The following is a 13,806-nucleotide window of genomic DNA, read 5'->3' as shown; positions in this document are numbered from 1 at the left end:
GACACATCACGAAACCGCAAGCCCAGCTTGGAATGACTGCCCCCGCCCCGTAGGTTGGGGGCAGATGTCGTTTCAGCCGAGGAGTGGGGGCTTGCAGATGAAGTCATGGAGCGCGGCGCTGGCCGTGGTGGTGCTGTCGGCGATGCCGCTGCGGGCGGAGACAGCCGGAATCCTCCCCGAGAAGACGCCGGTCACCACCTTCTCGCTCGACAACGGCATGGAGGTGGTCGTGGTCGAGGATCACCGCGCGCCGGTCGTCGTGCATATGGTCTGGTACAAGGCGGGCTCCGCCGACGAGACCGCGGGCAGCTCGGGCGTCGCGCATTTCCTCGAACACCTGCTCTTCAAGGGCACCGACACGCTGGCGCCGGGCGAGTTTTCCAAGATCGTCGCCCGCAACGGCGGCACCGACAACGCCTTCACCTCCTATGACCAGACCGCCTACCACCAGCGCGTCGCCGCCGACCGGCTCGGGCTGATGATGGAGATGGAAGCCGACCGCATGGTCAACCTGCAGCTCGACGAGCAGGATATCCTCACCGAGCGCGACGTGATCATCGAGGAGCGCAACATGCGCACCGAGAACGACCCGGGCGCGCTGCTGCGCGAGCAGATGGGCGCGGCGCTCTACCTCAACCACCGCTACGGCGTGCCGGTGATCGGCTGGCGCGAGGAGATGGAGCAGCTCGATCTCGACGATGCGCTGGCGTTCTATCACCGCAATTACGCTCCCAACAACGCGATCCTCGTCGTCGCCGGGGACACCACGCCCGACGAGGTGCGCACGTTGGCCGAGCAGACATACGGCGAGCTGCCGGCCAACCCCGAGGTCGGTGCCCCGCGCGAACGCCCTCAAGAGCCGCGGCAGATGGCCGAACGCCGGTTGCGCTTCGAGGACCCGCGCGTCGCGCAGCCCTATGTGATGCGCCGCTACCTCGCGCCCGAGCGCGACCCCGGCAACCAGGAAGAGGCCGCGGCGCTGACCCTGCTTGCCGAGATCCTCGGCGGTGGGCAGACCTCGGTGCTGAACCAGAAGCTGCAGTTCGAACAGCACAAGGCGATCTATGTCGGGGCTTTCTACGACGGCACATCTTATGACGATGGCAGCTTCGGCTTCGGCATCGTGCCTGCGCCCGGCGTGACGCTGGAGGAGGCCGAGGCGGCGCTCGATGCCGAACTGGCGGCCTTCCTCGAGACCGGCTGCGATCCTGAGCAGCTCGAACGGATCAAGTTCCAGGCCCGCGCCTCCGAGATCTACGACCGCGACGACGTGGCCAGCGTGGCGCAGCGCTACGGCAATGCGCTGACCTCCGGCCTGACGGTCGAGGACGTGCAGGCCTGGCCCGAGATCCTGCAGGGCGTGACCAGCGAACAGATCGTCTCCGCCGCGCGCAAGGTCTTCGACAGGCGCCATTCGGTCACGGGCTACCTGACCACCCCCGCCGATGCCGCGCCGGCGGCCGCTCCCGCCGCCCTGTCGCTGCCGCAGACTGATGCCGAAGAGGTGACCCAATGACGTTCCGCATCGTGACCGGCCCGCTGATCGCCGCGGCGGCCTCGCTCTGGCTGGCGCTGCCCGCCGCCGCCGAGATCGACATCCAGCAGGTCGAGACGCCGCTGGGCTTCAAGGCCTGGCTGGTCGAGGAACCCTCGATCCCCTTCACCGCGCTGGAGATCCGCTTCAAGGGCGGCGCGGCGCTGGACGCGCCGGGCAAGCGCGGCGCGACAAACCTGATGGTCGGGCTGCTGGAAGAGGGCGCCGGGGCCTATGATGCCCAGGGTTTCGCCGCCGAGTCGGAGTCGCTCGCCGCGAGCTTCGGCTATGATTCGAGCCAGGACGCGGTCTCGGTCTCGGCGCGCTTTCTCACCGAAAACCGCGACGACGCAGTCGAGTTGCTGCGCCAAAGCCTGATCGAGCCGAGCTTTTCCGAAGCCGCGCTGACGCGGGTTCGGGCGCAAGTGATCTCGGGGATCCGCAGCGATGCCAAGGACCCCGACAGCATCGCCAGCGCGACTTTCGACGCCGAGGTCTTCGGCGATCACCCCTATGCGACCGATGCCTCGGGCACGGTCGAGAGCGTCCGCGCGCTCACCCGTGACGACATCGTCGACGCCTGGAAGGGCGCCATGGCCAAGGACCGGGTCTATATCGCCGCGACCGGCGACATCTCGCCCGAGGAGCTCTCGGCGCTGATCGACAATCTTCTGGCCGACCTGCCCGACACCGGTGCACCTCTGCCCCAGGATTTTGACGTGCAGACCACGGCAGGGATCACGGTCGTGCCCTTCGAGACACCGCAGTCGGTGGCCATCTTCGGACAGAAGGGGCTGAAGCGCGACGATCCGGACTTCTTCGCCGCCTATGTGATGAACACAATTCTCGGCGGTGGCGGCTTCGAGGCGCGGCTGATGAACGAGGTGCGCGAAAAGCGGGGCCTGACCTACGGCGTCTATTCCTACATCGTGCCAATGGACCATGCCGAGCTCTATCTCGGCCACGTCGCCTCGGCCAATGACCGCATCGGCGAGGCCATAGACGTCATCAAGGACGAATGGGCCAAGCTTGCCGAGAACGGCGTCACCGAGGCGGAGCTTGACCAGGCCAAGACCTATCTCACCGGTGCATACCCGCTGCGCTTCGACGGCAACGGGCCAATCGCCGATATCCTCGTCGGCATGCAGATGGACGGGCTGACCCCCGATTACATCGCCACCCGCAACGACGAAATCGAGGCGCTGACCCTCGAGGACGTGAAGCGCGTCGCCGCCCGCGTGCTGAAGCCCGACGCGCTGCGATTCGTGGTCGTCGGCGAGCCCGAGGGCGTGGAGAGCACCGAGCCCGAGTGAGCCCCCTTCGCGGGAAAAGCCCTGGGCACAAGACAAAGGCGGGTCCGACATCGGACCCGCCTTCTTTCATTCAGGTTTCCCCCGGGGGGGTCTTGTGGGCGGATACATAACGGAGGAGCGGAGGCAGTGCCCCCACTCTATCCGTCGCTGGACTTCAGCCCAGCAGCCCGGCGTGACGCAGTGCCGCGTCGATGCGCGCGCGCACCGGCTCGGTCACTGGCAGCAGCGGCAGGCGCACTTCCTCGTTGCACAGGCCCAAACGGCTCATGGCGTATTTTGCGCCGCAGACGCCCGGCTCGGCAAAGATCGCCTGGTGCAGCGGCATCAGCTTGTCCTGCAGTTCCAGCGCTTTGGCGTAGTCGCCCGCGAGCGTGGCCGCCTGCATCTGGGCGCAGAGCGCCGGGGCGACGTTCGCGGTCACCGAGATGCAGCCGATGCCGCCCTGGGCGTTGAAGCCATGCGCGGTGGCGTCCTCTCCCGAGATCTGCAGGAAGTCCGTGCCGCAGGTGATACGCTGTGCGCAGACCCGCGCCAGATCGCCGGTGGCGTCCTTGACGCCGACGATACGCGGCAGTTTGGCCAGCTCGCCCATGGTGGCGGGGGACATGTCGACCACCGATCGGCCGGGAATGTTGTAGATGATGATCGGAAGGTTCGCGGCGTCATGCACGGCGGTGAAATGCGCGATCAGACCGGCCTGGGTCGGCTTGTTGTAATAGGGGGTCACCACCAGCGCTGCCTGCGCGCCGACCTTTTCGGCGAACTGCATGAAGTGGATCGCCTCTGCGGTCGAATTCGACCCCGCGCCGGCGATCACCGGGATCCGGCCCGCGGCGGTTTTCACCACGCAGTCGATGACTGCCTCGTGTTCCTCGTAGCTGAGGGTTGGGCTCTCGCCGGTCGTCCCCACGGGCACCAGCGCCGAGCTGCCCTCGGCCACGTGCCAGTCCACGAGTTTCTTGAGCGCGTCGAAATCCACGACGCCGTCCTTGAACGGCGTGACCAGTGCTGGCATCGAACCTTTGAACATGACACGCTCCTTTAATGTTTATGTGTTCGCTTCGTAGCAGCGAGACCCCGGGCTGGAGGGAATGTGAATTGGATCACCCCCTGCCACGCGGTAATCTCCGCGGCGTGTCTATTCCTTTTCGTCAAGGAAATTGCAAGCTCATGTCGCGCCTCCGCGCCGCTCTCTTCGTGCTTCTTGCCCTGATTGCCACGCCTGCCCTGCCCGACGAGCGCCCGCTCGCCAAGGCCATGGCGGACATGCGGTCGGGCAACTGGGCCTCCGCTCTCATCGAGTCGCGTGGCGACGGTCAGGCCGCGCTCGACGTGGTGCTCTGGCACTACCTGCGCGCCAGCCGGGGCAACGCCGCCCAGGTGATGGATTTCATCACGCGCAACCCCGACTGGCCGGGCATACCCTACCTGCGCGAGAAGTCCGAGATCGCCATTTCCGAATCCGATCTCGGCACCATCCGCGCGTTCTTCTCGGGCTACCTGCCGCAGACCGGCGCCGGGGCGCTGGCGCTGGCGCGCGCGCATCTGGCCGAGGGGCAACGCGGCGCCGCCGAGGCCGACATCGTCATGGCGTGGCGCACCCTGCCGCTCAGCGCCGAAGAGCGCGCGACGTTCCTGCGCGACTGGCCCGATCTGCTGAAACCGCATCACGAGGCGCGGCTCGACATGGCGCTCTGGCAGGGATGGGAGGACAATGCGCGGGCGCTTCTGCCGCTGGTCTCGGACGGCTGGCGCAAGCTCGCGGAGGCGCGGCTGGCGCTGCGCGCGCTGGATCCGGGCGTCGATAGCCGCATCGAAGCGGTGCCCGCGGCTCTAGCGAACGATCCGGGGCTGGCCTACGAGCGCTACCTCTGGCGTCTCCGCAAGGGCCGCGACGACGATGCCATCTCGCTGCTGCTCGAACGCTCGAGCAGTGCCGAGGCGCTTGGCGAGCCCTGGGCCTGGGCCGGGCGGCGCGACGACCTGGCGCACCAGAGAATGCGCCGGGGCGATGCCGAAACCGCCTATGCCATTGCCTCGCGCCACGGCCTGACCGAGGGCGACCAATACGCGGCGCTGGAATGGCTCTCTGGCTTCATCGCGCTGCGCTTACTCGAAGATCCGCAGACCGCGCTGCGCCACTTCCGCAACCACGACGGCGCGGTGACCTCGCCAATCTCCAAGGGCCGTGCGGGCTACTGGATGGGCCGCGCGCTGGAAGAGCTGGGCGACACCGAGGGGGCGAAGCAGGCCTATGCGCAGGGCGCGCGCTACCAGACCTCCTTCTATGGGCTATTGGCGGCGGAGCGTGGCGGCATCGCGTCCGACCCGAAGCTGGCGGGAACCGAGAGCTTCCCCGACTGGCGCGCGGCGCCGTTTACCCAGAGCAGCGTCTACAGCGCCGCGATCCTGCTGCTGGCGTCGGGCGAGACGTCGCTGGGCGAGCGCTTCCTGACCCATCTCGCCGAAGGGCTCGACCGGCAGCAGATCGGCCAGCTCGGACAGATGCTGGCACAGATGCAGCGTCCGCACGTCGAGGTCATGGTCGGCAAGCGCGCGGCGCAATATGGGCTCGAGCTGGCCGGCCCCTACTACGCGCTGCACCCGGACCTGCTGAAGGTGGACTTCCCGGTCCCGCGTGAGATGGTGCTGTCGATCGCGCGGCGCGAGTCCGAGTTCGATCCGCGCGTGGTCTCCGGCGCGGGCGCGCGCGGACTGATGCAGCTGATGCCCGGCACCGCCAAGGAAGTCGCGGGCTGGCTCGGCGTGCCCTACAGTTTCGAGGGCCTGCTGGACAACCCGGGCTACAACGCCAAGCTCGGCGCGCGCTACCTGCAGAGCCTGTCGCAGCAGTTCGACGGCAACCCGGTGATGATGGCGGCGGGCTACAACGCCGGGCCGTCGCGCCCGGTGAGCTGGATGAAGATCTTCGGCAACCCGCTGAAGGGTGAGATCGACATGATCGACTGGATCGAGATGATCCCCTTCACCGAGACCCGCAACTACGTGATGCGGGTGACCGAGAGCCTGCCGGTCTACCGCGCGCGGCTGGGACTCGAGCCGCACCCGGTGCCGTTCAGCGAGGAGCTGACCGGCCATACGCTGCGGGTGGGGCAGTAGAAGCGCCCGGCGTAACGGGGCCTCACCCCTTCGCGCCGAGGCCCATCTGCATCAGCGTCTTGCGCACGGATTTGACGCCGTAGAGCGCATCCAGCGCCGTGGCGCGCGCGTCGCGCAGCAGCGGGGTCGACAGCATCGAGGCGCGGTTCAGCGCGGTGATCCCGGCGACGCGGGCGCGGATGTCGGGCATCCGCTTGCAGGCGTAGGCGTCGAGCATCGACGCCTCGCCAAGCGCCTCGCGGCGCGCCACCGCGAGATCGTGCAGCACCTTCATGTCGGCCAGAGACATGTTCAGCCCCTGCGCGCCGATGGGGGGCACCACATGCGCCGCCTCGGCCACAAGCGCGAGGCGCTGGCCGGTCAGGCTCTCGGCGTGCTGCGCGATGATCGGCCAGATGGTGCGGCGCGAGGCCAGCTTCAGCGGGCCGAAATGGTGGCAGGACCGTTCGGACATGGCGGCCTCGAAGGCGGCCTCGTCCAAGGCCATCAGCGCCTCGGCCTTTGGCCCTTCCTCCATCCACACGACCGCCGAGGAGGGCTGGCCCTCGAAATCGGGCAGGGGAACCAGCGTGAACGGCCCGCCGGTCCGGTGAATTTCCGTCGAGACATTGTCATGCGGGATCGGGTGGGTGGTGGCGAAGGCCAGCGCCTTCTGCCCGAAACGGGTGGTCTTCACGCCGATCCCCGCGGCCTCGCGCATCGGCGAATTGCGTCCGTCCGCGGCGATCACCAGCCGGGTGCGGATACGGCGGCCATCGCTGAGCGTGACGCGGGCCTCGGCCTCGCGGGTGAAGAGCGCGGTCGTGGCGGTGCCGGGCAGGAAAGTGACGCGCTCCATCCCGTGCAGGTGGGCCGACAGCTCGCGCCGCAGCAGCCAGTTGGGAAGGTTCCATCCGAAGGGCAGCTCGGAGATCTCGGCGCTGTCGAAATCCTTGACGATGCGCGGCTCGGGCAGCTCGCCGCCGGCGTCGACGATGCGCATCACCTGCAGCGGCATGGCGTGCGGGGCGAGGCGCTCCCAGAGGCCCGCCTCGGCGAGAAACGCCTGCGCCGGTTGCAGGAAGGCGGTGCTGCGCAGGTCGGCGCCCTGCGCCTCGCGCTCTGTCACCGGCGGCGCCGGATCGACGCAGAGCACCGAGAAGCCGGCGTTGCCGAAGGCCGCGGCCGCGGTGAGCCCGGCGATCCCGCCGCCCGAGATGAGAATGTCGTAATCCATGACCGCTCTCCTTTGCGCCCTTATCTAGGGCAGGCGGCCGGCCATGACCATGCGGCTTACTTGCCGACGGTGATCCAGAGCAGCATGGAGTAGCACACCGGCACCAGCGCCAGCGCGGTCATGGCAAGGCCCACGAGGCCGAAGGCCAGGGTGTTGACCACGGCGATCACCAGCAGCAGCGCGGCCACGAGGAAGAAGACGGCCTCGCCGCGAAGTCCGCGCTTGGCGGGGGCGTGGGTGTCCTGAACGGTGGTGAAGTCGGCTGCGGTCATGGGACTCTCCTGTCTGAAGCTGGGCAGGAGATAGGCAGGGAGCCTGTGTGCTCCCATGCCGAAAAATGTCGCAGCCCCCGCGCCGCGGCGGCGAGGCGGTCGGGGCGGCTCAGGAAAGCCGGGCGAGGAAAGCCGTCAGATCGTCCGTATGATGCTGGATATGTTCGCCTTCTCCGCGTTCGGGGGCGACATGGACGGTGCGCATGCCCATGGCGTGGGGTGCGGCAAGATTACGCGGATCGTCCTCGAACATCGCCGCGGTGCCGGTGTCGGTGCGGGAAAGGGCAAAGACCGTCTCGAAGGCCCTCGGCTCGGGCTTTGGGAGATATCCGGCGTGCTCGACGCCGTAGATCGCGTCGAAAGCGGCCGCGAGCCCGCGCGCTTCCAGCACCCGCGCCGCATAGGGCGCGCTGCCGTTGGTGTAGACGATCTTGCGCCCCGGCAGGTTCGCGATCAGCTCGGCAAGGCGCGGGTCGGGCTCGAGTGCGTCGAAGGAGATGTCATGCACCTCGGTCAGATAGGCTTCGGGGTCGAGCTGGTGGTTTGCCATCAGCCCGGCCAGCGTCGTGCCGTGATCCATCCACCAGCGCTTGCGCAGGGTGTTGGCCTCGGCCTTGTCGGCGCCCGTCACCCGCATGACCACGTCGGTCATCTTGCGCTCGATCTGGTCGAAGAGCCGCACGGCCGGCGGATAGAGCGTGTTGTCGAGGTCGAAGACCCAGTGGCGCACGTGGGAGAAATACTGCTTTACCATGGCTGCACCCTACGCTCGGGCAAGGCGGGCGGCAATGCGCGGTGGGGCCGCAGGGCGACGCTGCGCGGCCTGCGGCCAAGCGGGGCGTTGATCCCGGCCCCCCGCTCCCGCTATCTTGCTGCATCACCTATGAAGGACCGCCCCAGATGAGCCAGATCCGGACGCCGAACAAGGATGCCTACACGCTGATCCTCGAGGCTATCGACCAGGGGGTGTACCGCCCCGGCGACCGGCTGGTGGAGAGCGAGCTGGCCGAGCGATTCGGTGTCTCGCGCACGCCGATCCGCGAGGCGCTGCAGCGGCTCGAGACGCAATCGCTTCTGGCGCGCGACGGGCGCTCGCTGATCGTCGCCTCGCTCGATCACAACCAGATGGCCGAGCTCTACGTGGTCCGCACCGAGCTGGAAGGTCTGGCCGCCCGGCTCGCGGCGCGCCATGCCACCGAGGAAGAGGTGCAGGTGCTGCGCGACATGGTCGAGGACGACCGAGCCCTGCTCAACGATCCGGCGGCACTGGCGCGGGCCAACCGCCGCTTCCACCGGATGATCCAGCTCGCCTCGCACAACCGCTACCTCGTGCAGCAGCTTGACCTCGTGCATCGCTCCATGGCGCTGATGGCGACGACCTCGCTGGCCGCCGAGGGGCGCGGAACGAATGCGCTGGCGGAACATGCGGCCATCGTCGATGCCATCGCCCGGCGCGACGAGGCGGCGGCAGACAAGGCGCTGCGCGAACATATCTCGGTGGCCTTCGTCACCCGCCTCAAGCTCGACAGCCGCAAGACCGCCTGATCCGTGCCAGCCTGAGCCGTCACGGATCGCCCGTGGGAGCATCGGTGCCCGCGTGGTCCGGGGCCGAGTGCCCGTGGGTGGTCTTGTCCCAGTAGAAGGGCCGGCGCAGCGTCTCCCACAGCGCCTTGTAGAGCGCGATCGTGGCCAGCGGGTAATAGAGGAACAGCGTCGGCACCCAAGGCAGCAGCCGCGGATGCGGGCTGCGCAGCACGCCGCCGAGGCCGATAAGGAGCATCACCGCCTCGGAGCCGAGCAGCAGCGTTGTGAGCGCCGGCAGCAGGTTGGCCGTGGCGGGGCCGAGCGCCGGGTAGGACGCCCCGAGCTGATAGAGCCAGAAGCCCCAGAGCAGCGGCGCCAGCAGCAACTGCAGTAGGGCGGCGAGAAAGATGAGTTGCAGCCCCAGCATCCGCCACGCACCCAGCTCGCGCAGGCAGCGGCGGGGATGGCGCATGTGGACCCGCCAGGTGATCAGGTAGCCCTTGAGCCAGCGCGAGCGCTGGCGGATCCAGGGCCAGAGCCGGCAATTGGCCTCTTCCAGGGTGACCAGCGGCAACAGCTCGGTGCGATAGCCGAAGCGGGCCAGACGGATGCCGAGGTCGGCGTCTTCGGTTACGTTATGCGCATCCCAACCGCCAACCCGGTCGAGCGCCTCGCGGCGGAAGAAGACGGTGGTGCCCCCCAACGGGATCGCAAAGCCAAGCCGTGCAAAGCCGGGCAGCAGGATGCGGAACCAGGAGGCGTATTCGAGGGTGAAGCAGCGCGAGAGCCAGTTTGCCTTGGGATTGTAGAAATCGAGAATGCCCTGCACGCAGCCGATCTCGGGCGGGGCGCGGCTGAAATGCGCGACGAGGCGGCGCAGCTGGTCCGGGGCGGGGCAATCCTCGGCGTCGTAGACCCCGATGAGCGCGCCGCGGGCGAAGTTGAGCGCGTAGTTCAGCGCGCGGGGCTTGGTGGTTACGCCGCCGGGGGGCACCTCGACGATGCGCATCCACGGCGGCAGCGCCGCGGCGTCGAGCGTGGCGCGGGTGATCCTGTCCTCGGCCTCGAGCACCAACAGCACTTCGAGCGCGGCGCGCGGGTAGTCGAGCCGATCAAGCCGCTGCACCAGCGTGGCGGCGATGGTTTCCTCGCGGTGCAGCGGGACAATGAGCGAAATGGAAGGGCTTCCCGAGGGTCCACCCTCCGGATCGGTGGGGACCGGGGGCATCGGGGCCATGCCGGCTCCGAAGGCGGCCAGCTTGGCAAGCTGCGTGACCAGCATCGTCGTCGCGGCCAGCGCGAGAGCCGCGCCAAAGAACATTGTCGGGGCGCTGAACAGCAGCGTCAGCAGCGCGGCCAGCGAAATGGCGAGCAGAGCGGCGCGCGAAGGCGGCAACCGGTTCAAGTCGCGGCAGCTGAGGTCGGCGGGAAGACTGGTTTCGGCTTGCAACGCCATGTCCGCGGCGTGGCGCTCGGTGACCTCGGCGAAGATGTCCGCCTCGGTCGCGAGGGCCAGAACAACGCGGCTCTCGCTCTCGGGCAGCAGGGCGCGGACCCGGGCGAAGCCCTCGGGATGCGCCATGGCAAGCAGCAGCCCGTCATCAATCCGCAACCAGGGCAGCGCGCCGTGGCGCAGGCAGACATCGGGCGGCAGCAGACCCGCAAGCGCGGCGGAGGGCGGGGCGGTCAGCCGGGACAGCGCGGGCGCCCCGTGGCTGCGCGCCAGAGTGTCGCGCAGCTGCTCGGGCGAGACCCGTCCCTCGGCCTGCAGCAGGCGGGAGAGGGGATTGCGCTCGAGCCGGCTGCGGGCCAGTGCCTCGAGCGCCTGTACCGCGTCCAAGGCCCCGTCCTCGAGGAGGAGCGCGGATATCGGACGGCCAAGATCGGACAGCCCACCGGCGCGCCGGCGAGTCTGGGACGTCGGAGGCGTGTCTTGCATGACAGGCTCCTGAACTCTCTAGATACAGGGAGTTCAGGGCATGTCGGTAAATCGAGTCTTAAATTGTGGCTCTCCGCGAAACAAATCGCGGGAAGATCACATGTTGTTCACGAAGCGTTCGAACAGGTAGAAGCTGTCCTGCGGGCCGGGGCTGGCCTCGGGGTGGTGCTGAACCGAGAACACAGGCCGGTCCGTCATGCGAATCCCGCAGTTCGAGCCGTCGAAGAGACTCACGTGGCTCTCGACCACACCGGCGGGCAGGGTCTGGCCGTCGACGGCGAAGCCGTGGTTCATCGAGGTGATCTCGACCTTGCCGGTCTCGAGTTCCTTGACCGGGTGGTTCGCACCGTGGTGGCCGTGGTTCATCTTGATGGTCTTGGCGCCGAGCGCCAGCGCCAGCATCTGGTGGCCAAGGCAGATGCCGAAGATCGGCAGCTCGGTCTCGTCGAGGATACCCTTGATCATCGGCACGGCGTATTTGCCGGTGGCGGCAGGATCGCCCGGGCCGTTCGACAGGAAGACGCCGTCGGGGTTATGCGCCAGAACCTCGTCTTTTGTCGCGGTGGCGGGCAGCACCGTCACCTCGCAGCCGGCCGAGGCCAGGCAGCGCAGGATGTTGCGCTTGGCGCCGTAGTCGATGGCGACCACCTTCTTGCGCGGGTTGGTCTGAGCCTTGTAGCCGTCCGGCCAAGCCCACCGCATCTCGTCCCAGCGGTAGCTCTGGGCGCAGGTCACGTCCTTGGCGAGGTCGAGCCCGGTGAGGCCGGGGAAGGCGCGGGCGGAGGCGACCAGCGCCTCGACGTCGAAGACGCCCTCGGGGTTGTGCGCGATGGCGACGTGCGGCGCGCCCTGCTGGCGGATCGCCCGGGTCAGCCGGCGGGTGTCGATGCCGCCGATGGCGATGCGCCCGCGCGCCGCCAGCCAGTCGGAGAGCTCCTGCACCGCACGCCAGTTCGAGGACTGGGTCGGCATCCATTTCACCACCATGCCCGCCGCGACCGGATCGCCGGTCTCGTCGTCCTCGGGGTTTACCCCGGTGTTGCCGATGTGCGGGAAGGTGAAGGTGACGATCTGCCCGGCGTAGGACGGATCGGTCATGATTTCCTGGTAGCCGGACATCGAGGTGTTGAAGCAGAGCTCGGCCTGCGCCTCCCCCGTGGCACCGAACCCCTGTCCGTAAAACAGCGTCCCATCGGCGAGCGCGAGGCATGCGGTGGGCTTTTGGGGGGTGGCGAGCGACATGGCGCGACTCCTGTTCGGATCTGGGCGGGAAGCAAATCGCGCCATGCCTAAGGGAAGCGCTCGAAAGGGTCAAGCGCTGATTTGCCCAAATAAATATAGCAAAAACAATGGCTTCCATTGGTATAGGGCGGGATTGCGCCCTTTGGAGCCTTTCTGTAGTCTCGGGGCTTGGAAACGTAAGGGGATATCCTTTCCGATGGATTTGCGAGAACGCATCAAGGCCGCCACCAAACAGGCCATGAAAGACAAGGACTCCGAGCGGCTCTCGACGCTGCGCCTGATCACCGCAGCCGTGAAGGATCGGGACATCGCCGCCCGTGCCGAGGGCAATGACGACGGGGTCGAGGATGCGGAGCTGCTGTCGATCCTCGCCAAGATGGTGAAGCAGCGCCGCGAGAGCGCGCGCACCTACGAAGAGGGCGGGCGTCTCGACCTCGCCGAGGCGGAACTGGCCGAGATCCCGATCATCGAGGAGTTTCTCCCCAAGCCGCTGAGCGACGACGAGGTCTCGCAGGCGGTCGACGCGGCGGTCAAGGAAGTGGGCGCCAGCTCGATCCGCGATATGGGCCGGGTGATGGGCGTGCTCAAGACGCGCTATCAGGGCCGCATGGATTTCGGCGCCGTCGGGCCGATGGTCAAGGACCGGCTCGCGGCGGCCGGCTGAGGCACGTTCCCTCGAAGAAATTTGCACCTCTCTTGGAAGAGAGGTGCCGCGCGTTCAGGGGGCGGGGAACGCCTCCGCCACCTGCGAGACCTCGGTTGCATCGGCGATCCGGAAACGCTGAACGAAGCGGGTCTTGAACCCGACCCGCCCGCGCCGGGCGCCGAAATTTTCCCCGTGGTTCAGCACGTAGAGCACAGCAGGCGTGCGGAATGGCACCAGCGTCCGCCCGGCCAGCGCCGCGAGATAGGGGAACATCCGGTGCTCATGCTGGGTCATCTCGCGCAGGAAATCCGCGCTCTGCGGCAGCGCCGGGTCGTGGTGCAGCGCGAGGCATGAGCCGCAGAGCTTCCAGAACGGCTTGCGCAGCGGCAGCGCAGCAGTCGGCGGTCCGGCCAGCGCGACGTCGCCGGTGGCGTGGTCCATGACGTAGCCCTCTTCGACAAGATAACCTGCCTCCTGCCGCTCCAGCATTTCGGCCACGGTGCCGTCCCGCAGCAGGTCGTCGGCATCGAAACTCATGACGTAGGAGGGTGTCGTGACGATCTTTCCAAGGTGATCGCAGAGCGCCGCAAGCTTGCGCCACTTGTCGTTGCCGGGGGTCGGATCGTCGAAGGGCAGCCAGCTGATGCGCGCATCTGCGGCCAGCGCAGCGGGCAGGGGCGGGCGCTCCTGGCAACAGATCACTGCCTTCCAGGCGCCTTGCTGCCGTCGGAAGCTCTCCAGCGTCTGCGCCAGCCGGGCGATTACCGCCTCCCAGTCTCCGACGTGGTGCGGCCCGACCAGAGGAATGAGAAAGACCACCTGCTCGGCGCGGGGGCGCTGCCGTCCGGTCGTCGCGACCCGCAGCGCGAGCGCGGCGCGTTCCGAGGCCACGGGCGAGAGCTTTCCGGCCAGCGTCGGGCTCACGGCGGCGGCAAGGCGCAGCGCCCGGCGCTTCATCTTCTTGGTGGCAGGGACCTGGGCCATGGAAACCTTTCGCGCG

General features: G+C 68.0%; 12 protein-coding genes. 5 read left to right on the top strand and 7 right to left on the bottom strand.

The genetic code is table 11. The annotated features are described in order from the left end of the window. The first annotated feature begins 97 nt into the window (after positions 1-97). Both CEW88_RS13885 and CEW88_RS13880 read left to right on the top strand, forming a co-directional pair. Complete coding sequence (locus tag CEW88_RS13885) at positions 98-1,516, top strand: M16 family metallopeptidase (RefSeq protein WP_108968123.1); 1,419 nt, start codon at positions 98-100, stop codon at positions 1,514-1,516. Further along, the gene (locus CEW88_RS13880) at positions 1,513-2,847 is read left to right on the top strand and encodes a M16 family metallopeptidase (protein WP_108968121.1); all 1,335 of its coding nucleotides are present in this window, start codon (positions 1,513-1,515) and stop codon (positions 2,845-2,847) included. Before CEW88_RS13885 ends, CEW88_RS13880 begins: the two co-directional genes overlap by 4 nt. 154 nt (positions 2,848-3,001) lie before the next feature. On the opposite strand, the gene dapA is transcribed toward CEW88_RS13880, so the two are convergent. Continuing rightward, a complete protein-coding gene (gene dapA, locus CEW88_RS13875; protein WP_108968119.1) occupies positions 3,002-3,877 on the bottom strand; it encodes a 4-hydroxy-tetrahydrodipicolinate synthase in 876 nt (291 codons plus the stop codon). 140 nt (positions 3,878-4,017) lie between these two features. Here dapA and CEW88_RS13870 point away from each other — a divergent pair, with 140 nt between their 5' ends. Beyond that, positions 4,018-5,967 (top strand): lytic transglycosylase domain-containing protein, encoded by a 1,950-nt coding sequence (locus CEW88_RS13870; protein ID WP_108968117.1) that lies wholly within the window; start codon positions 4,018-4,020, stop codon positions 5,965-5,967. A 22-nt stretch (positions 5,968-5,989) separates the two neighbouring features. On the opposite strand, the gene CEW88_RS13865 is transcribed toward CEW88_RS13870, so the two are convergent. From CEW88_RS13865 to CEW88_RS13855, 3 genes are all read right to left on the bottom strand, one after another. Then, entirely contained in the window at positions 5,990-7,183 is a 1,194-nt protein-coding gene (locus CEW88_RS13865; RefSeq protein WP_108968115.1) for a UbiH/UbiF family hydroxylase, read from the bottom strand. A gap of 56 nt (positions 7,184-7,239) precedes the next feature. Then, positions 7,240-7,455, bottom strand: a complete 216-nt coding sequence (locus tag CEW88_RS13860; protein WP_108968113.1) for a hypothetical protein — start codon at positions 7,453-7,455, stop codon at positions 7,240-7,242. Positions 7,456-7,564: 109 nt separating this feature from the next. Beyond that, positions 7,565-8,209 (bottom strand): pyrimidine 5'-nucleotidase, encoded by a 645-nt coding sequence (locus CEW88_RS13855; protein WP_108968111.1) that lies wholly within the window; start codon positions 8,207-8,209, stop codon positions 7,565-7,567. Between the two features lie 146 nt (positions 8,210-8,355). Here CEW88_RS13855 and CEW88_RS13850 point away from each other — a divergent pair, with 146 nt between their 5' ends. Then, a complete protein-coding gene (locus CEW88_RS13850) occupies positions 8,356-9,000 on the top strand; it encodes a GntR family transcriptional regulator (protein WP_108968109.1) in 645 nt (214 codons plus the stop codon). Between the two features lie 19 nt (positions 9,001-9,019). Here CEW88_RS13850 and CEW88_RS13845 read toward each other — a convergent pair whose 3' ends face one another. Together CEW88_RS13845 and carA are read right to left on the bottom strand one after the other, a co-directional pair. Further along, positions 9,020-10,918: a glycosyltransferase family 2 protein gene (locus CEW88_RS13845; protein ID WP_108968108.1), complete on the bottom strand. Its 1,899-nt coding sequence runs from the start codon at positions 10,916-10,918 to the stop codon at positions 9,020-9,022. A 96-nt stretch (positions 10,919-11,014) separates the two neighbouring features. Then, positions 11,015-12,160, bottom strand: coding sequence for a glutamine-hydrolyzing carbamoyl-phosphate synthase small subunit (carA, locus tag CEW88_RS13840; protein WP_108968106.1), 1,146 nt, complete (start codon positions 12,158-12,160; stop codon positions 11,015-11,017). A 196-nt stretch (positions 12,161-12,356) separates the two neighbouring features. Here carA and CEW88_RS13835 point away from each other — a divergent pair, with 196 nt between their 5' ends. Then, the gene (locus tag CEW88_RS13835; RefSeq protein ID WP_108968104.1) at positions 12,357-12,824 is read left to right on the top strand and encodes a GatB/YqeY domain-containing protein; all 468 of its coding nucleotides are present in this window, start codon (positions 12,357-12,359) and stop codon (positions 12,822-12,824) included. Between the two features lie 54 nt (positions 12,825-12,878). On the opposite strand, the gene CEW88_RS13830 is transcribed toward CEW88_RS13835, so the two are convergent. After that, positions 12,879-13,790 (bottom strand): hypothetical protein, encoded by a 912-nt coding sequence (locus CEW88_RS13830; protein WP_108968102.1) that lies wholly within the window; start codon positions 13,788-13,790, stop codon positions 12,879-12,881. Positions 13,791-13,806 lie beyond the last annotated feature (16 nt).

Source organism: Alloyangia pacifica (genome assembly GCF_003111685.1).
Lineage (GTDB): Bacteria > Pseudomonadota > Alphaproteobacteria > Rhodobacterales > Rhodobacteraceae > Salipiger > Salipiger pacificus_A.
Note: the sequence above shows the minus strand (reverse complement) of the source record. Positions and strands in the feature narration are given on the sequence as shown.